17 protein-coding genes are annotated in these 19225 nt (G+C 68.8%); 8 read left to right on the forward strand and 9 right to left on the reverse strand.

Annotation, left to right across the window (positions count from 1 at the left end):
- The 4 genes from ACFVIV_RS35585 to ACFVIV_RS35600 form a co-directional block, all read right to left on the reverse strand.
- Entirely contained in the window at positions 1–930 is a 930-nt protein-coding gene (locus ACFVIV_RS35585) for a S1C family serine protease (RefSeq protein WP_379204189.1), read from the reverse strand.
- Positions 931–1639: 709 nt separating this feature from the next.
- Positions 1640–2233 (reverse strand): dihydrofolate reductase family protein, encoded by a 594-nt coding sequence (locus ACFVIV_RS35590; protein WP_379204146.1) that lies wholly within the window; start codon positions 2231–2233, stop codon positions 1640–1642.
- A 65-nt stretch (positions 2234–2298) separates the two neighbouring features.
- The gene (locus ACFVIV_RS35595) at positions 2299–3696 is read right to left on the reverse strand and encodes a metallopeptidase TldD-related protein (RefSeq protein ID WP_379204191.1); all 1398 of its coding nucleotides are present in this window, start codon (positions 3694–3696) and stop codon (positions 2299–2301) included.
- Between the two features lie 19 nt (positions 3697–3715).
- The gene (locus ACFVIV_RS35600; protein WP_379204148.1) at positions 3716–5242 is read right to left on the reverse strand and encodes a TldD/PmbA family protein; all 1527 of its coding nucleotides are present in this window, start codon (positions 5240–5242) and stop codon (positions 3716–3718) included.
- Between the two features lie 124 nt (positions 5243–5366).
- On the opposite strand from ACFVIV_RS35600, the gene ACFVIV_RS35605 reads away from it, so the two are divergent.
- The 3 genes from ACFVIV_RS35605 (at position 5367) to ACFVIV_RS35615 (ending at position 7656) form a co-directional block, all read left to right on the forward strand.
- Positions 5367–5816 carry a hypothetical protein gene (locus ACFVIV_RS35605; protein WP_379204150.1) on the forward strand — a complete coding sequence of 150 codons (450 nt, stop codon included), beginning with the start codon at positions 5367–5369 and terminating at the stop codon, positions 5814–5816.
- Positions 5817–5858: 42 nt separating this feature from the next.
- Entirely contained in the window at positions 5859–6527 is a 669-nt protein-coding gene (locus tag ACFVIV_RS35610; protein WP_379204152.1) for an RNA-guided endonuclease InsQ/TnpB family protein, read from the forward strand.
- Positions 6528–6756: 229 nt separating this feature from the next.
- Positions 6757–7656, forward strand: coding sequence for a TetR/AcrR family transcriptional regulator (locus tag ACFVIV_RS35615; protein ID WP_379204154.1), 900 nt, complete (start codon positions 6757–6759; stop codon positions 7654–7656).
- Positions 7657–7673: 17 nt separating this feature from the next.
- Here ACFVIV_RS35615 and ACFVIV_RS35620 read toward each other — a convergent pair whose 3' ends face one another.
- On the reverse strand, positions 7674–8441 hold the full coding sequence (locus ACFVIV_RS35620) for a TSUP family transporter (protein WP_379204156.1): 768 nt from the start codon (positions 8439–8441) through the stop codon (positions 7674–7676).
- A gap of 150 nt (positions 8442–8591) precedes the next feature.
- On the opposite strand from ACFVIV_RS35620, the gene ACFVIV_RS35625 reads away from it, so the two are divergent.
- From ACFVIV_RS35625 to ACFVIV_RS35635, 3 genes are all read left to right on the forward strand, one after another.
- On the forward strand, positions 8592–9785 hold the full coding sequence (locus tag ACFVIV_RS35625) for a sensor histidine kinase (RefSeq protein ID WP_379204158.1): 1194 nt from the start codon (positions 8592–8594) through the stop codon (positions 9783–9785).
- Positions 9786–9815: 30 nt separating this feature from the next.
- Entirely contained in the window at positions 9816–10478 is a 663-nt protein-coding gene (locus ACFVIV_RS35630; RefSeq protein WP_379204160.1) for a response regulator, read from the forward strand.
- A 103-nt stretch (positions 10479–10581) separates the two neighbouring features.
- Positions 10582–11076 carry an FxsA family protein gene (locus ACFVIV_RS35635; RefSeq protein ID WP_379204162.1) on the forward strand — a complete coding sequence of 165 codons (495 nt, stop codon included), beginning with the start codon at positions 10582–10584 and terminating at the stop codon, positions 11074–11076.
- A gap of 11 nt (positions 11077–11087) precedes the next feature.
- On the opposite strand, the gene ACFVIV_RS35640 is transcribed toward ACFVIV_RS35635, so the two are convergent.
- From ACFVIV_RS35640 to ACFVIV_RS35655, 4 genes are all read right to left on the reverse strand, one after another.
- Positions 11088–11921 carry a LuxR C-terminal-related transcriptional regulator gene (locus tag ACFVIV_RS35640; protein WP_379204164.1) on the reverse strand — a complete coding sequence of 278 codons (834 nt, stop codon included), beginning with the start codon at positions 11919–11921 and terminating at the stop codon, positions 11088–11090.
- Between the two features lie 14 nt (positions 11922–11935).
- Positions 11936–13255, reverse strand: coding sequence for a preprotein translocase subunit SecY (gene secY / locus ACFVIV_RS35645; protein ID WP_379204166.1), 1320 nt, complete (start codon positions 13253–13255; stop codon positions 11936–11938).
- Positions 13256–13468: 213 nt separating this feature from the next.
- Complete coding sequence (locus tag ACFVIV_RS35650; RefSeq protein ID WP_379204168.1) at positions 13469–14302, reverse strand: ABC transporter permease; 834 nt, start codon at positions 14300–14302, stop codon at positions 13469–13471.
- Complete coding sequence (locus ACFVIV_RS35655) at positions 14299–15264, reverse strand: ATP-binding cassette domain-containing protein (protein WP_379204170.1); 966 nt, start codon at positions 15262–15264, stop codon at positions 14299–14301. The genes ACFVIV_RS35650 and ACFVIV_RS35655 overlap by 4 nt, the downstream gene beginning before the upstream one ends.
- A 126-nt stretch (positions 15265–15390) precedes the next feature.
- Here ACFVIV_RS35655 and ACFVIV_RS35660 point away from each other — a divergent pair, with 126 nt between their 5' ends.
- Together ACFVIV_RS35660 and lnt are read left to right on the forward strand one after the other, a co-directional pair.
- Entirely contained in the window at positions 15391–16986 is a 1596-nt protein-coding gene (locus ACFVIV_RS35660; RefSeq protein ID WP_379204172.1) for an amidohydrolase, read from the forward strand.
- 364 nt (positions 16987–17350) lie between these two features.
- Positions 17351–18922: an apolipoprotein N-acyltransferase gene (gene lnt / locus ACFVIV_RS35665; RefSeq protein WP_379204193.1), complete on the forward strand. Its 1572-nt coding sequence runs from the start codon at positions 17351–17353 to the stop codon at positions 18920–18922.
- Positions 18923–19225 lie beyond the last annotated feature (303 nt).

Here is a 19225-nt window from a genome sequence, read left to right on the forward strand (position 1 = left end):
TCAGTCGACGGTGAGTTCGACGGGGACGGCGATGACGTCCACCATCGCGCCATTGCGCAGCACTGTCACCGGCAGTGAGCGGCCGATGGCGTCGCCGAACAGCTGGCGCTGAATGCCCTGCGCATCACGGACTTCGGTGCGGGCGACGCTCAGGACGAGGTCGCCGCGGCGCAGGCCCGCGCGTTCGGCGGGCCCGCCGCGCACGACTTCGACAATGCGCAGCCCCGCGTCCTGCCCGGTGCGGGCGGCGACGGCGGCGGGCAGGGGAGCGGGGACGCCGACCACGCCGAGGTAGGCGCGCCGGACGCGGCCCTCGTTGAGCAGTGTGCTGATGATGCGCCGGGTGGTGGCATTGATGGGAATGGCCAGCCCGAGCCCGATTCCGGCGACGGCGGTATTGATCCCCACCACGCGTCCGGCGGAATCGGCCAGCGCACCACCGGAATTGCCGGGATTGAGGGCGGCGTCGGTCTGGATCACGTCCTCGATCACCCGGGTGGTGCGCCGGCTGCCGACCGGCACCGACCGCCCCAGCGCACTGACCACGCCCGCCGTGACCGAGCCCGCCAACCCCAGCGGACTCCCCACTGCCACCACCAGCTGCCCGACCGCGAGCCGATCCGCATCCCCGAGCACGGCCGCCGCCGGAGCACCCCCGCGCGCCCGCAGCACCGCCAGATCCGACAGCGGATCCACCCCCACCACATCGAATCGGGACTCCACCCCGTCGGCGAACACCACCACCCCATTTCCGGCCGAGCCCACCACATGCGCATTGGTCAGCAGGAACCCGTCATCGGTGAACACCACCGCCGACCCGCCGCCGCGCCGCGTCTGCACACTGGCCACATGCGGGGTCACCGACCTGGCCACCGCGATCACGGTGCGCGAATACGAGTCCAGCGCAGCCGCATCCGGGGTCCCGCCCAGAATCTCCGGCGGCAGGGAGTCCCCGCCCCGCCCGTTCCCGGCGGCCCCCACGCCATGGTCGAACGGATCGGAAACATTGTGGGCCGCGGCCGATTCCGCCGTCCCGCGTGAGTCCCCGTCGCGCCCGGCGAAGTCACCCGAATTCGGCCGCCGCGCGGCGTCTTCCGGCTTCGCCGTCGACGAGGAGGCCGAGTCGTCGTCCACGACGATCACCATCCCGATTACATGATTACGTCTGTGAATCCAGCATGCGCGCGTTCACGCGCACCGACAACCGGTTCGCCGACAGCGAAACGATTGCCCTGCAGCTGATACCGGCGTCCCCGGTGGGGCCGCAACCGAACGCCGACCCGCGAGCACAGATCGATTGATCATCATCCGTCCGCCAACCGTCGAGGGCCGATCGGGTCATCGGGCGGGGCGAATCGGCTGAATCGATGCGGTGGAGGGGCGCCGCGCGTGGCGCAGTGGCCCGGTTGACCTTGCCGCCGTCGGTGGACACGGTGGCCCCGCCGGTGCCGGGCAGATCGATGATCGCTTTTGCCGGGCAGCGAAGAGCGGCGCGGCTGCCGGGTCGACGTGCGCCCAGGATCGATGCCGCCCAGCCGGAGGTGCGGCCGACGGGATCACCGGAGTCGGTCCGGCGCTCGCAGTTCGGACCGGGACCAGCGGGGCGGCCGCCAGCGCGAGGCCGGCCACCGGAGGGATATCAACTGACCCGGTAGCGCAGGTGGGTGACCCGGTTGCCGGGGACGATTTCGGGGCCGTCCAGTAGGACGGGCGCGCCGTCGAAGTGGCCGAGCAGGGGGACGCCGTCGCCGAGCAGGACCGGGGCGAGGTCCACCCACAGTTCGTCGAGGAGTCCGGCTTCCAGGCATTGGCGGGCGATGGTGCCGCCGTTGACCGCGATGTTCTTTTCGCCGGCGATCCCGCGCGCGAGGTCGATTGCGTCCTTGATGCCGTCGGCGAAGGTGAACGGGGCGTCCGGATGGTCGGCGATCCATTGGTCGGGGACGCGGTGGGTGACGACGACTATGGGTTTGTCGAGGGGGTGGATGCCGTTCCAGCCGTTGGTGATATCGAACAGTCGGCGGCCGACCACGAACGCGCCCGCGGAGTCGACGACGCCGCGCAGGTAGGCGGCGTCGCCTTCGGTCATCCGGAACGGGACGTCCGGGTTGGCGCTCGGGTAGTCGGTCTCGCCGGTGGAGTACCAGGCGAACAGGTGCTCGAAGCCGGTCTCCTCGGGGCCGGCGATATAGCCGTCCAGTGACATGGTCGCGCTCGCGACTATCTTGCTCATGCTGCTCCTCCAGGCTTCAGTGGTTCCTGGGAGTTGAGACGGCCCGAGTTCGTGAAACTGTTCGCTCAGGTGGCCTGGCTGACCGAGGACATGTGGAAGTCGGGGATCCGCAGCGGGGGCATGGCGGTGCGGGTGAACCAGTCCTTCCATTCGCGGGGCAGGGTGATCTCGGTCCGGCCCGCCTCCGAGACGCGGCGGAGCAGGTCCAGGGGGCTCTCGTTGAAGCGGAAGTTGTTGACCGCGCCGGTGACTTCGCCGTTTTCGACCAGGTACACGCCGTCGCGGGTGAGGCCGGTGAGCAGCAGGGTGGCCGGGTCGACCTCGCGGATGTACCAGAGGCAGGTGAGCAGCAGGCCGCGTTCGGTGTTCGCGATCATGTCGGCGAGGGTGGCGTCGGTGCCGCCGGTCATGAGCAGGTTCTCGCCGGGAAGGGTGACGGGGGCGTCGAATTCGGCGGCGGTGGCGCGCGGATAGACCAGGGATTCGATGACGCCGTCGCGGATCCAGTCGCTGCGCCTGGCGCCGAGGCCGTTGTCGAAGACCGACAGCGCCTCCGAGGAGGACGGGGTGGCCACGAAGGGGCGGTATTCCAGGCCGGTGGCGCTCGGATCGGAGTAGAGGGTGAGCGGAATGTCGTTGAGGCGCTCGCCGATTCGGGTACCGCCGGGGCGGGAGAAGGCGGTGTGGCCCTCGTGCGCGCCGCGGCCCTCCATGGTCCAGGCCATGTAGATCATGAGATCGGCGACGGCCGAGGGCGGCAGCAGCGTTTCGTAGCGGCCGGCGGGCAGGTCGACGCGCCGCTTGCTCCAGTCCAGGCGCCGCGAGAGTTCGGCCAGCAGGCCGGGCACGTCGACATCGCGGAAGTCGTAGGTGCCGGTGCCGACCCACGCGCTGGCCAGCTCCGCGCCCGTACCGCGCTTGCCGTTGATCTCCACCGATCCGGTGGGCTGCACCCAGCGCCGCCGGATGCCGGTGGAGGTGCCCAGCCAGGTGGAATGCATCTGGTGATGGGCGAACCCGTAGAGCCGATCCGCGCCGTCGAAGCCGGGCGCGAGATCGCGGGCCAGGTCGGCGAACACGCCGATATCGGTGGTGGCCGGCGCGCCGTCCCAGTCGAGCACCCAGTCCAGGGTGCCGGAGTCGAGGCTGTCCGGATCCAGCAGCGGCATGGCGTCCTTGGCCGGTTCGGCGGTGCGGGCGGCCTCCTCGCTGGCGCGCACCACGGCCTCGATATCGGCCGGGTCCACGCTGGTGGAGCTCACGCTGCCGACTCGCGCGGTGTTGGGGCCCTCCCGGAAGATCGAGATGACCGCCCAGTCCCGGGCGACCGAGGACCCATTGGTGGTCATGGAATTTCCGGCCCAGCGCAGCGACGCCTCGTGCGCGTCGGTGACGATCACCATGGCCTCATCGGCGCGCGAGGCGCGCAGCGCGGTCTCGACGACCTCGGGGGCGGGGAGCACACTCACCTGTAGTCCTTCCTCACTGCCCGGCTTCGGCGCGAGTATTGAGAATATTGATGCCGCGCACCAGAACCGACGGGCAGCCGTGCGAGACCGCCGCGACCTGTCCGGGCTGCGCCTTACCGCAGTTGAACGCGCCACCGAGCACCCAGGTGGACGGTCCGCCCACGGCCTCCATGGAGCCCCAGAAGTCGGTGGTGGTGGCCTGATAGGCGACATCGCGCAGCTGCCCGGCGAGTTCGCCGTTGCGAATGCGGAAGAACCGCTGGCCGGTGAACTGGAAGTTGTAGCGCTGCATATCGATCGACCAGGACTTGTCGCCGACGATGTAGATGCCGTCCTCCACCCGCGAGATGAGTTCCGCGGTGGAGGTGTCGTTTTCGCGATCCGGCTGCAGCGACACGTTCGCCATGCGCTGGATGGGCACGTGATGCGCGGAATCGGCGTAGGAGCAGCCGTTGGAGCGTTCCAGCCCCAGCCGCGGCGCGAAGACCCGATCGAGCTGGTAGCCGACGAGAATGCCGTCGCGCACCAGATCCCACTGCTGCCCGGCCACGCCCTCGTCGTCGTAGCCGACGCTGGCCAGGCCGTGCTCCTGGGTGCGGTCACCGGTCACGTGCATGATCGGCGTGCCGTACTTCAGCTTGCCGAGCAGGTCCGGGGTGGCGAAGGAGGTTCCCGCATAGGCGGATTCGTAGCCGATGGCGCGGTCGTACTCGGTGGCGTGGCCGATGGACTCGTGAATGGTCAGCCACAGATTGCTCGGATCGATCACCAGATCGGTCGGCCCGGCCTGCACGCTCGGCGCCTTGACCTTCTCCGCCAGCAGCGCCGGAATCTGCCCGAGTTCGCCCGCCCAGTCCCAGATTCCGTCCGCGCCGGTCACATACTCCCAGCCGCGCCCGGCCGGTGCGGCGAGCGTGCGCATGGTCTCGAACACCCCCGCCGACGGATCGACGGTGATGGCCTCGAGCTGCGGCTGCAACCGCACCCGCTGCTGGGTGATGCGCGAGCCGAAGGTATCGGCGTAGAAGGTCTGCTCCTTGGCCTGCAGGACGCTCGCCGTCACATGGTCGACGCCGTCGGCGGCGCGCAACCGCTCCGAATAGTCCAGCAGCAGCGCCACTTTGTCCGGCGTCGGCACCGTGAACGGATCGACCGCATAGGCCGACACCCACTCCACATTGTCGTAGCGCGGCTCCGCCGCCAGCTCGACGCGCTCGCGATTCAACCCCCGCAGCGTCGTCGCCACCGTCACCGCGCGCCGCGCGACCTCGGCCGCCACATCGACGGTGAGATCGGCATGCGAGGCGAATCCCCAGGTGCCGTCGACGATCACGCGCACCGCGAACCCGAGATCGGTACTGTCGCGCACCGATTCGACACGCCCGTCGCGCAACTTGATGGACTGCTGCACCAATCGATGCACGCGCAGATCGGCATACTCGGCCCCCGCCGCCTTCGCCGCACTCAAGGCGGCGTCGGCGAGCGCGGCCAGCGGCAGTGCGCGGAACTCGGCGTCCACGACCTTGGTTGCGATGCTCACCCGCACCACGCTAGAGGGCGACACGCGCGCTCTTCAACACGACACGGCAGCAACGTCTCCTCGCGGCGGCGTAGCCTCTACCGATTCTTCCCTCGATGGGGCGGTCCATCGCTATGGTTGTTCGGTGAAGGTGGTCGTGCAGGTCAAGCTCCTCCCCGATGCCGGGCAAGCGGCCGCGCTCGAGACCACCCTTGCCACTACGAACTCCGCCGCCTGTTGGCTTTCCGAGCAAGCGCAAGCCAACGAAGATCGTCGCAGCCGTTCCGCATTACAAAGCGACCACTACCCGGACGTGAAGGCGCTCGGCTTGTCTGCGCAACCAGCCCTGCACGTGATCCGAAAAGTAGCCGATGCCTACAAAACTCGTTCGGCAAACTTGAACGCTGGGAACTATGGGCCGAAAACCGGTGAGCGCTACCGTCGGGTGGCGGGTGAGCCGATTCGGTTTCGGGCCGGTGCGGCGCAACCCTTCGATGATCGGTGCCTGTCCTGGCAGTACGACGCCGGCACAGTGTCCATCTGGACCACTCATGGGCGGCTGAAGGATCTGCGATTCATCGGCTCGGCTGACTAGCTGAAGATTCTCCAGCTGTACCGGCAGGGCGAGAGCGACCTCGTGCACCGCGACGGTATGTGGTTTCTGTACGCGACCTGCGAGGTGCCCGAAGCCGAATCAGTGACTCCGCTGGGGTGGATCGGTGTCGACCTCGGGATCGTCAATATCGCTACCACCAGCAGTGGCTACCGGGCCGCTGGGCGGGGGTTGAACCGGCATCGGGCACGTCAGCTCCGACTGCGGACCAAACTGCAAGCGAAAGGTACGAAGTCGGCCAAGCGGGTGCTGAAACGGCAGCGCCGTAAGGAAACCCGCCGGGCAACCGACACGAATCATGTGATCTCGAAGCGCATTGTGGTCGAGGCGCAACGCACCGGGCGCGGTATCGGTCTGGAAGATTTGACCGGTATCCGTGAACGGGTACGGCTTCGCAAGCCCCAACGGGCCACAGTGCATACGTGGGCATTCGCCCAGCTTGGGTCGTTTGTCGGCTACAAGGCGTGCTTGGTCGGTGTGCCTGTGGTGTTCGTGGACCCGCGTGACACCTCCCGCACGTGCTCGGCGTGCGGATATGTGGACAAGAAGAACCGGGTTTCCCAGGCTGAGTTTCGTTGCCGTTCGTGTGGTGTCGTTGCGCACGCGGACGAGAATGCTTCCCGCAACATCGCCGCCAAGGCAGCGGTGGTGTGGGAACGCGGGGCCGAGTCAACGGCCCCTGCACCTGCCTAGGTGCTGGACGCGGACTCGCCGCCGACAGCCAGTCGAGGCGAGAGCTGCAAGCCTCGCCTTGCTGCGGGGGCGGCTGACGAACACGCGCATTCCGAGTGAAATACATTCCGTGCAACCTTGCACACGCTGCAACATTGCATGAAGTGTGAACCGGCACACCGTGAAACGGCGCGCGAGAAGTGCTGGATATGCCGCGTTTCGCCGGGCTGATGCCGTAGGGTCTGCCCGCGTGCCGCCATCCGCCCTCCGCGACCGCAAACGCGAACGTACCCGCCGCGCCCTGCTCGAGGCCGCCGTCGAAATGTTCGAGGAACGAGGTTATGAGGCGACGACCGTCGCCGATATCGCCGCGACCGCCGAGGTCGGCACCAGAACGTTTTTCAACTACTTCGCCTCCAAAGAGGAACTGCTGTTTCCGCAACCGGACGAGCGAGTGACCTCGGCGGTGCGCGCCATCGACTCGCGCCGGCCGGGGGAGCGGCCGGTGGAGGTGCTGCTGCGGGCGCTGCGCGCCGCGGGCGACAATCCCGGAGATCACCTGGGCGACACCCTCGCCGCGCGGATCGCCGTGGTCCGCGCGCAGGTGTCGCGCACCGTGCCCGCGGTGAGCGGGCGCGCGGCGCATGCGCAGCTGGCCGCGCAACAGGAGATCGCCAAGCAGTTGCGCGTCGCGTTTCCGGAGGAGCTCGACGAGGTCGGTTCGGCCGCCCTGGTGGGTGCCGTCGTCGGCGCGGTGTCGGGTGCGCTGACCGTCCTGTTCCAGGACCCCCAGTGCGTCGAGGATCCGGCGACCCTGCAGCGCCGTATTCAGGAGACCACCAACAAGGTGCTGGCGCCGTGGCTTTCGCAGCCGCGGCCTGCTGTCGACGCGGCCCGCGAGGCCGCCCTCGAGGCGCGCCGCCCCGCCGAACTGCCCGGCCGCCCCGCCAGCGAACTGCTCAACCGTCACGCCGCCGAACTCCCCGGGCGCGCGCCGGAATCGGGCGTGTGCCACTCGGCGGAGCTGCCCCGTCGCCTGGGCGGTGAGAGCATCCGCCCGATTCCCATCCATCACCTGCCGGCCGCGGAGCAGCAGCGGCACCGGGAGACCGACCACGAGCTAGGCCGGCCCGAAGACGCCCTGGTGTAACCGGATTCGCGGCCGGTCTAGCCGAATTGCTGCCAGCCCAAGCGGATCACCATGGCCACCACCACGACCAGCAGCACGATGCGCACGAAGCCCGCGCCCTTGGCCAGCGCCATGCGGGATCCGACGATCGAGCCGCCGATATTGGCCACCGCCATGGCCAGGCCGAGCGCCCACAGCACGTGCCCGGTCGCGCCCAGGAAGATGAGCGAGCCGAGATTGGAGCCGCAGTTGATCACCTTCGCCATGGCGGCGGCGCGCACGAACTCGGTGCCGAGCAGAGTGGCGAAGGTGATGATGAGGAAGGTGCCGGTGCCCGGCCCGAGCAGGCCGTCGTAGAGGCCGATGACTCCGGCCGCGATGCCGATCACATAGATCGCCTTGCGCCGGGTCGGCGGATGCGTGGCCATGGTGACCCCGATGGACGGCCGCATGGTCACGAAGATCGCCACCCCGACCAGCACCACCATGACGATCGGAATGAACAGCTCCCGATCGATGAGCGAGACCGCCGCCGAGCCGCAGCCCGCGGCAATGGCCGCGATCACCGCCGCCGGCAGCAGCGCCTTCCACCGCATCGGCACCTTGCGCGCGAAAGTGGCCACCGCCGCACTGGTTCCGGAGAAGGCCGCCAGCTTGTTGGTGCCCAACGCCGTCGCGGGCGCCACGCCCGGCAGCACCACGAACAGCGTCGGCAGAATGATGAGCCCACCCCCGCCGACCACCGCATCGACCCATCCGGCCGCCGTCGCCGCCGCCAACAACACCGCCCAGTCCGCAACACCCACCCGGCGACCCAACCAGACCCAGCACCCGCCGGGCAACTCGATTGCCCCCTCGCTGGAGCGGGCTTGTGCGCCGGTCCGGTTTGTGACCGCGAGACAGGGCAGTGTGACCGCGAGACAGGCGGTGGTGCCGCGCCCCACTAGGCTGGTCGCGTGCGCCGGTTCAGTTTGTGGCTGCGGGACAGGCCGCTGGTCGCCGATTCGATGCTGGCGCTGGCTCTGCTCGCCATCGATGTGCTCGCCATGGGCGAAAGCAAGTCCAAGATCACCTATTTGGTGTTCAGCGTGCTGCTGCCGCTGCCGATCATCTTCCGCCGCACCTACCCCCGGGCCGCCGCCCTGGCGGTGTTCCTCATCTCCACCTGCGCCACCGTCGTGCACTGGGGATTCCTCGACGAATCGGTGCATCCGGCGCTGCTGGGCCTGGGCATCATGCTCTACACCCTGGTCGCCTATGTGGGCCGCCGCGAGGGGCTCGCCTATGTGGTCGCGCTGATCGTCGACGGCGTGCTGGCCCGCTGGCTGATCCACACGCCCGACGGCAACGACCTCGCCTTCACCGTCCTGTTCTACGCGCTGTGCTGGACCTTCGCCGAATTCGTCGGCGCCCGCCACGCCTACGACACCGAGGTCGCCGCCCGCCTCGCCGTCGCCGACTACGACCGCGAACGCCGCGCCCACGACGCCGTCGCCGCCGAACGCACCCGCATCGCGCGCGAACTGCACGATGTGGTCGCGCACGCGGTGAGCGTCATCATCGTGCAGGCCGACGGGGCACGCTACGCGCTGCGCCACGATCCGGACACCGCCGAGAAGGCCATGACCACCATCGCGGGCACCGGCCGTGAGGCGTTGCGCGAACTGCGGCGCACCGTCGCACTGCTGCGCAGCGAACACGCCCCCGAGGAACTTCCGCAGCACGGCACCGCCGGTATCGCCAAGCTCGTCGATATGATGCGCAGCGCCGGATTGCAGGTATCGCTGGAACTCACCGGCGAAATCGATGCCGTCACACCCGAAGTCAGCCTCGGCATCCACCGCATCGTGCAGGAATCGCTCACCAATACCCTGCGCCACGCCGGTCCGGACCCGCGCGCCGAGGTCCGGGTGGCCCGCCGCGAGGAGGACATCCTCATCGAAGTAGTGGACTCCGGCGCGCCGGTCGCCCGCCTGGGCACCATCGATCCGCCCGGCCCGAACAATCGCATCCCCGGCAGCGGTCTCGGACTGGTCGGCATGCGCGAGCGCATGGCGGTCCTGGGCGGCACCCTGTCCACCGGCCGCCGCCCCGACGGCGGCTGGTCGGTGCGCGCCACCATCCCGCTGCGGCGAATTCCCGACGAATAACCACTGGACGCGGGCCGATAGGGTGACCCTGTGCCGATCACCGTTCTCGTAGTCGACGACCAGGAACTCATGCGCGCCGGATTGAAGATGGTGCTCGGCGCGCACCCGGACATCGAGGTGATCGGCGAGGCCGACAATGGCGCGGCCGCCATCGCCCGCACTACCGAACTGCGGCCCGACGTGGTGCTCATGGACGTCCGCATGCCGGTCACCGACGGCGTCACCGCCACCGCCGCCATTATCGAATCCGGGTGCGGCAGCCGTGTTCTCGTCATGACCACCTTCGACCTCGACGAGCACGCCCTGGGCGCGCTGCGCGCGGGAGCCAGCGGGTTCCTGCTCAAGGACACCCCGCCCGAGGACCTCATCTCCGCCATCCGCAGCGTCGCGGCCGGTGACGCGGTGGTGTCGCCGAAGGTCACCAAGCGCCTGCTGGACCGTCTCATCGCCGATGATCCGGCCGAGGGCCGCGATCCGTCGGTCCTGGAGGTGCTCACCGCCCGCGAACGCGAGGTGCTCGAGCACATCGCGGCGGGCCGGTCCAATGCCGAGATCGCCGGTGAGCTGTTCCTGTCGGAGGCGACCGTCAAGACCCACGTGGGCCGGGTCCTCACCAAACTGGGCCTGCGCGACCGCGTGCAGGCCGTGGTGCTGGCCTACGAAACCGGCCTGGTCCGCCCCGGCAGCGCCTGAGCCCGCACCGCGGCGCCTGAGTTTTCCGTGAGAGATGCCTCATTCGGGAGAAATTCTGGTAGTCGCCGCGTTACCCAGGTAGATCGATCGAAAGGATCGTGCAATGCCTGCCCTGTTGTTCCTCGCCTACTTCGTCGCGGAAATCGCCACCCTGGTGCTGTTCGGCAACCTCATCGGCGTGTTCCCGACCATCCTGCTGCTCATCGCGGGCTCGGCCGCCGGCCTGATCCTGGTGCGCTCGCAGGGCCGGCGTGTCTTCGAAGGCTTCCGTAAGGCTGCGCGCGGCGAGATCGAACCCACCACCGCCGTCGCCGACGGCGCGCTGGTGACGGTGGGCGCGGTGCTCATGTTCATCCCCGGCCTGCTCACCTCGCTCGTGGGCCTGCTGGCCCTCGCCCCGCCGACCCGCTTCCTGCTGCGCCCGGCCGTCGCGGCCTTCGCCGCCCGCCGCCTCAACCGCGTCGCCACCGCAGTCGGCCCCTTCGGCGCGCGCAATGTGGTCATCGACCCGGACGGCGACATCATCGACGCCACCGTCGTGACGGAGTACTACGACGACGGCCAGGGCACTGCCCGCCGCATGATCGACCCGAACTGATACGCAACGGTTTACACGACGTCCTGGGGTTCCCGAGGCACGATGCCGCGCGTGTAGGCGTAAACGACGGCGTGCACGCGATCGCGGACGCCTAGCTTGGCCAGCACATTCGATACGTGGGTCTTGACCGTCTGCTCGCCGATGCCCAGCGCGCGAGCGATCTCGGGGTTCGTGTGCGCCTTGGCCATCAGTAGCAGGATCTGATGCTCACGAGTGGTGAGCGTGTCGATTTCCGGTGCGGCGGTGAATGGTTCGAAGCCGCCGGTCAGCCGGCCGATCAGGCGGCGGGTCAACTGGGGGTCGATCAGGGTGTCGCCGTGTGCGGCGGTCCGGATGGCGGAGATCAGATCCTCGGACGGCAGAGACTTGGTGAGGAACCCGCTCGCGCCGAGTCGCAGTGCGCGATAGAGGTTTTCCTCGGTCTCGGCGGCGGCGAGAGTCAGGATTCGGGTGCGCCCGCTGAGCGCCGCCACCGTGTCGACGACGGTTGTATCGCCGAGTCCGGGCATGTCCAGGTCGAGGATTGCGACATCGGGCCGTAGCCGCGCGATTTCGGTGATGGCGGTGCGGGTGTCGGGCGCCTCCGCGACGCAGTGGATATCGGGTTGGGCGCCGATCACGGCCCGCATTCCCGTGCGGAAGAGGACATGATCGTTGGCGAGCAATACCGAGATCGCCGAATGTGGCCCGGTGGTGCGGATATCGGCCGGTTCCATCGTGCCGATCCGCCCGGTGACCGGAGTGGCGGCGTGCGCGTACCCGGCCGGCAGCGTGATGGCGGCGATCGCGAGCAGGAGCGACGGCAGCACCCGGAGCAGGGCGCGGGTCGACGGTGTCAGGGCCATGATCATCGACCGTATCAGCGCAGGAATCCGGTGTAATTCCTGTTCATCAGTTGGCCTTCCACCTGTTTGAGCGTATCCAGTCCGACGCTCACCACGATCAGCACCGACGTGCCGCCGAAAATCAGGCTCTGGGCGGAGCCCGCGGAACCGAACTGCGGAATCAGGCCCGGCAGCACCGCGACCGCACCCAGATAGAGGCAGCCGGGCAGGGTGACCCGGACGAGCACGTGGTTCAGGTAGTCCGCGGTGGGCTTTCCGGGCCGATAGCCCGGGATGAAGCCGCCGAACTTCTTCATCTCGTCCGCACGCTCCCGGGGATCGAAGGTGATCGCCACATAGAAGTAGGTGAAGAACACGATCAGGGTGCAATAGGTGACGACGTAGACCGGGTTGGTCGGGCTGACCAGATACTTCTGGATGAAGTCCTGCCATCGCGCCGTGGCGCCGTCTCCGTTCCGGGTGAACTGCGCCAGCAGGTTCGGCAGATACAGCAGCGAGGACGCGAAGATCACCGGAATCACGCCCGCCTGGTTCACCTTCAACGGCAGGTAGGTCGACGAACCGCCGTACAGCTTTCGACCCACTACACGCTTGGCGTACTGGACCGGAATCCGGCGCTGGCCCAGCTCGACGAAGATCATGGCGACCAGCAGCAGGACCAGCGCGACGCAGACCGCGGTGCAGACCAGCCCGCCCTGGCTGTCGAGAATCGCCTTGCCCTGGCTCGGGATTCGCGCCGCGATGCCGGTGAAGATCAACAGCGACATGCCGTTGCCGATGCCGCGGTCGGTGATCAGTTCACCGATCCACATGACCAGCGCCGCACCCGCCACCATGACCAGCACGGCGACCGCCATGCCCACCAGTGAGGTGTCCGCCAGAATGTCCTCGGGGCACCCGCGCAGCAGCTGACCGCGCGCGGCCAGCGCCACCAGGGCCGACGCCTGGAGTACCGCCAATGCCATTGCGAGATAACGGGTGTACTGCGCGATCGTGGCTTGACCGGAGTGGCCTTGCTTGCGCAATTCCTCGAACCGCGGGATCACGACGGTCAGCAATTGGGTGATGATGCTGGCGGTGATGAACGGCACGACACCGATCGCGAACACCGACAGCTGGAGCATGGCGCCGCCGGAGAACAGATCGATGAGCTGATAGATGCCCGCGGATTCACCACCGGACACGAGGTCGACACACCGGCGAACCGCCGGGTAGTCGACACCGGGGGAGGGCAGCGCCGCCCCCAGGCGATAGAGCCCGAGCAGCCCCAGGGTGAACAGGATCTTCCGCCGTAAGTCCGGTACCCGGAACGCCGATACGAAGGCGGATAGCACAGTTCCTCCCGACAAATGGCACGAGTGATGGACAGACGCTCACTCCGCGAGAAGGGAGCCGCGCACTTACGCCACTCGAACGGTAGGGAAACCCGTGCTCGTGCACGTCGGCCGCGAGGCGGACTTCGATCTCCCCCAATGGAGGGAAAACGGGTCGCTGCCAGGGCCTTTCGCGGGCCGGGGCCGAGTGGGCGCCCGGCCCATCGCAGGGGATCAGTCGCCGAGACGGCGGTAGCGGTGCACCGACAGTGGCAGGAAGATCGCGATCAGTAGCAGCGGCCAGACCACTGCCATCAGCAGTGCGTGGTCGGCGATCCAGGACGGGTCCTCGCCGGTCGGGTTGCCGAACAATTCACGGGTCGCGGTGACGGTGGCGGACAAGGGATTCCACGCGGCGATGATGCCCAGCCATGCCGGCATGGTGGCGGTGGCGACGAATGGGTTGGCGAGGAAGCCGATCGGGAATTCGAAGGTGCGCACCGCGGTCACCGCTTCCGGATTCGCATAGGTGAGCAGGCCGAGGTAGACGCCGACCCACAGGAATGCGAAGCGCAGCAACAAGAGCAGTCCGACCGCGGCCAGGGTCGGTCCCGGGCCTCGATGCGGCTCCCAGCCGATGGCGAGGCCGCAGGCCAGCAGGACGACCAGGGCGATGGCGGAATTCAGCATGTCGGCGAGGGCCCGGCCCGCCACCACCGCGGAGGCGGACATGGGCATGGAGCGGAAGCGGTCGGTAATGCCGCGCGCGGCATCGGAACTCACCGCCACCATGGTGGTGCCGATGCCGAACACCATGGTCATGGCGAACATGCCCGGCAGCAGGAACTCCCGGTAGTCGCCGCCGCCCGGCACCGTCATGGCGCCGCCGAGCAGGTAGCCGAACATGAGCACGATCATGATCGGGAACAGCAGGGTATTGGCGACGACGACACCGGGCTGACGCCGCCAGTGCGCGAGCTCGCGCCGGGCAATGGTGAGCGCATCGGAGGTCGCCCACCGCAGGCGGTGCGGGGACATGGTGGAAACGGTTGCGGCAGTGGCGGTCATGCGCGGGCCTCCTCGGCAATGTGGTCGGTGGATGCGCCGGTCAGGTGCAGGAAGACCTCGTCGAGCGTCGGGCGGCGCAGCGCGAGATCCTCGACGGGGATGCGGGCGTCCCGCAGGGCGTAGGCGATATCGGCGAGCGCGGTCACCGGGGCGTCGACCGCCGCGCTGACCCGCCGGGCGGCGAGATCGACCACCGGCTCGCTGCGAAGGTGTTCGCGCAGTAGGGAAGTGGCCGCGCGCAGATCGGCGGCATCGTGCGCCACGATGTCGATCCGGTCGCCGCCCATGCGCGACTTCAACTGCGCCGGACTGCCTGTCGCGATCACCCGGCCGTGGTTCAGCACCGACACCGTGGCCGCGAGCTGATCGGCTTCCTCGAGATATTGCGTGGTCAGCAGTACCGTGGTGCCCGCGGCCACCAGATTGCGCACCGCCTGCCACACCTGATTGCGATTCTGCGGATCCAGCCCGGTCGTCGGCTCGTCCAGGAACAGGACCGCGGGCGCCACAAGGAAACTCGCCGCAAGATCGAGTCGCCGCCGCATGCCGCCCGAATACTGTTTGACGGCCTTGTCGCCGGTGTCGGCGAGTCCGAACCACTCCAGGAGTTCTTCCGCGCGCCGCCGCGCTCCCGCTGCGCCGAGGTGGTGCAGCCGCCCGAACATCTCCAGGTTCTGCCGCCCCGACAGCACCTCGTCCAGGGCCGCGTGCTGGCCGACGAGGCCGATGCGCTGCCGCACCCGCGCCGACTGCGTGAGCGCGTCGAATCCGGCGACCTCGACCCGCCCGGAATCCGGGCGCGCCAGGGTCGTCAGGATGCGGACCGCGGTGGTCTTGCCCGCCCCGTTCGGGCCGAGCAGCCCGTACACCACTCCCTGCGGCACGGTCAGATCGAAGCCGTCCAGCGCCGCCGCGCCGCCGTATCGCTTCCGGACCTGGTCGCACACGATTACGCTGCTCATCCCCGCCTCCAAACTCTATACAAAGTACAGCATTCGTTAATTAGAGTACAAAGTACAGAGATCTCGTGCCAGTGCGAATGCGGGCGGTTGGGAGACGGCGCGCGCGGTCAGGCAGACTGGGTGGCCGTGAGTACCCAGTTGCTGGTCGGCGGCCGTATCTACAGTTCGAGCAATCCCGATGCCACTGCCATGGCGGTGACCGACGGGACCGTGGTGTGGGTGGGGCTGGAACGACCGGGGCGGGCACTGCATCCGGACGCGGAGATCATCGACCTGAACGGGGCGTTCGTCGCACCGGCCTTCGTGGACCCGCACGTGCACGTCACCGCGCTGGGGCTGAAGCTCACGGGACTCGATCTGGCGCAGGCGCGTTCACTGACCGAATGCCTGGAACTGCTGCGCGCGTACGCCGCCGGGCAGCCCGACGGCGCGATCCTCGGCGACGGCTGGGACGAGACCACCTGGCCGGAGGGCCGCCCGCCGACGCTCGCGGAGATCGACGCCGCCGCGCCCGGCCGCATCGTGTATCTGGCTCGGGTGGACGCACATTCGGCGGTCGTGTCGACGCCGCTGCTGGACGCCGTGCCGGGAATCACCGCGGCACACGGTTTCACGCGCGGCGAACCGCTGCGGGCCGAGGCGCATCACCGGGCGCGGGCAGCGGGCCTGGGGGCCTTGGATTTCGCGCAGCGCGAGCGGGCGCGCCGGGCCGCCCTCGATCACGCGGCCGCCAATGGCATTGCCGCCGTACACGAATGCGCGGGCCCGGAGATCTCCGGTGAGACCGATATCCGCGAACTGCTGGAGTTCTCGCACGGCGTCGAGGTGCGCGCCTACTGGGGCCAGGCCGTGCGCACCGCCGACGAGGCCAACGCCCTGGTGAAGGAACTCGGCGTGCACGCCCTCGGCGGCGACCTGTTCGTCGACGGCTCCATCGGCTCGCACACCGCCTGGCTGCGCGCGCCGTACGCCGACCGCGACACCACCGGCAACTCCTACCTGGATGCCGACGCCATCGCCGCCCACGTCCTGGCCTGCACCGAGGCCGGGATCCAGACCGGCTTCCACGTCATCGGCGATGCCGCCATGGACGCGGTCGTCACCGGCTTCGAACGCGTCGTCGCCCAGGTCGGCGGCCCGGCCTTCGCCGCCCGCGGCCACCGCCTCGAACACGCCGAAATGGTCGACCCCGCCCAGATCGCCAAACTCGCCGAATGGGGCGTCATCGCCAGCGTCCAACCCGGATTCGACGCCACCTGGGGCGGCCCGGACGGCATGTACGCCACCCGCCTCGGCCCCGACCGCGCCGCCACCCTCAACCCCTTCGCGGCTCTGGCCGCCGCCGGCGTCTCCCTCGCCATCGGCTCCGACGCCCCCGTGACCGCGCTCAACCCCTGGGAAGCGGTCCGCGCCGCCGCCAACCACCGCACCCCCGGCCACCAGATCTCCCCGCGCGCCGCCTTCACCGCCGCCACCCGCGGCGCCTGGCGCGCCGGCGGTCTGCGCGACGGCCAGATCGGCACCCTCGTCCCCGGCGCCCCCGCCACCTACGCGATCTGGGACGCCGACGACCTCGTCGTCGCAGCAGCCGCCGACACCGTCCAGCGCTGGTCCACCGACCCCCGCTCCCGCGTCCCCGGCCTCCCCCCGCTCACCCCCGACGCCACCCTCCCGCGCTGCCTGCGCACCGTGCACCGTGGGGCCGTCATCCATGAAGCCTGAGTCCCACCCCGAAAACGCCGCTGCGGCAGTCACTCCCGGACTCTCGCGAAACCACCTCGAGCCGGATGCCGCCGACCCGGCCGTCGCGTACGCTGCCGCAGCCACCGACGGTGCCGATGGCGCTCCGGAGACCGCTGGTGCGAGCGGGCCGTCCATGGATGACGTGAATGCCGCTGCGGCAGCGAAGAAGCCGGTCGATCAGCGCCACGCGCGCAGTGATGCTCCCGCGCCGGACGCCACTTCTACGGTGGAAGGCGCGGGCGAGGCGAAAGGCGCGGGCGTGGGAAACGACGCGAACTCGGTGCGGCGGAGTCGGGGCGCGCGGACGACCGGATTCGTGGCCGAGCATCCGGTGATCACGCGGATGCCGGCGGCGGTGGTCGCCGGGCTGCTGCTGTTCGCGAGCTTCCCGCCGCGGACGCTGTGGTTCCTCGCGCCGATCGGGATCGCCATTCTCACGCTCGTGGTGCGCGGAAACGGTCGTCTGCGTGGGGGATTCGGGTACGGGATGATCGCGGGGCTGGGGTTCTTCCTGCCTTTGCTGCCGTGGACCGGGATTTATGTGGGGCCGGTGCCGTGGCTGGCTTTGTCTGCCGTGTGTGCCGTTTATGTCGGGCTTTTCGGGGCGCTGGCGCGATTGGTGAGCGCGCTGCCGGGCTGGCCATTGTGGGTGGCGGCCTGCTGGTCGCTGACGGAATGGATTCGGGCCAGTTTTCCGTTCGGGGGATTTCCTTGGGGGAAGCTGGCTTTCGGGCAATCCGACGGGTGGTATCTGCCCTACGCCATGCTCGGGGGCGCGCCCCTGGTGAGTTTCGTGGTGGCATTGACGGGGACCGGGATCGCGGCGCTCGCGGTGTGGTTGCTGGCGATCATGCGGGAACAAAGTCCCAGATCGGAAGCCCGGCGTCTCACATCGTGGTACCGGATTGTTGCTGCGGCAATGCTTGTGGCTATAGTTCCCCTCACCGGAGTGATCCTCCGGACCGCGCTGCCCGGCCCGGAGGACGGCAACCGGCCGATCACGGTCGCCGCGATCCAGGGCAGCGTGCCGCGCCTGGGCCTGGACTTCAATGCCCAGCGCCGCGCGGTTCTCGACAATCACGTCAAGCGCACCGAGGAACTCGCCGCCGATATCGCGGCCGGGCGGGCCCCGCAGCCGGATGTGGTCATCTGGCCGGAGAACTCCTCCGATATCGACCCGCTGCGCAATGCCGACGCCGCCGCCCTGATCACCAAGGCGTCCCGGGATGTGAAGGCCCCCATCCTGGTCGGCGCGGTCCTGGTCAACGACGACGACACCACCACCAATTCGGTGATCGTGTGGAACGGCGCGGACGGCCCGGGGGAGCGGCACGACAAGAAGATCATCCAGCCCTTCGGCGAGTACCTGCCCATGCGCTCGTTCTTCCGGCTGTTCTCCGAATACGCGGACCGCGCAGGCTATTTCGTGCCCGGCAATGGCGACGGCGTGGTGCACGCGCAACCGGCCACCGGCGGCGCGCCGGTCCCGATCGGCGTCGCGACCTGCTACGAGGTGGCCTTCGACCGCGCCTTCGAGGACGCGCTGCGGGCCGGCGCGCAGATTCTCACCGTCCCCTCCAACAACGCCACCTTCGGCGATTCGGAGATGACCTTCCAGCAGCTGGCCATGTCGCGGGTGCGCGCGGTGGAGCACGGTCGCGCCGTGGTGGTTTCGGTGACCACCGGCGTCAGCGCCATCATCACCGCCGACGGGACCATCCGGCAGCAGACCGAGCAGTTCGTCCCCGCGGCGCTGGTGGCGGAGCTGCCGCTGCGCACGGACACGACACTCGCGACCCGGATCGGCCCCGCGCCGGAGGCGGTCTTGTGTATCCTTGCCGCGGCTGCCGCTGTGGCGGCGGCGATTCGGCGGCGGACGCGCACCCCTGCGAAACCGACCGACCAGGACGTGTGACGAGGGCCGTCCAGCTTCGGGCAATCGCGATTCGCCGAGGCGTTGCCAAGCTTTGCTATGTGCCCCAAATGTCCGAGTTCTCTGCGGTTGTCTATGCGAATTAAGCGAACTTCGTGAAGTTTGCCGCGAGGTAGCTGTCTAATACTGCGTTCCGCCAACGACGTTCGTTGCCGGACAACTCGAGATCACCACCGATCCAGTCGGCGGGATGCTCCGAATCATAGGGCGTGGGTCACGTCCTACGGCTCGCGCGTGCGCGAAAGCCGGAGTGGTCCTTCGAAAAGACCACAGGGTTCGGGGTAT

It is taken from the genome of Nocardia sp. NPDC127526, from assembly GCF_042672265.1.
GTDB lineage: Bacteria > Actinomycetota > Actinomycetes > Mycobacteriales > Mycobacteriaceae > Nocardia.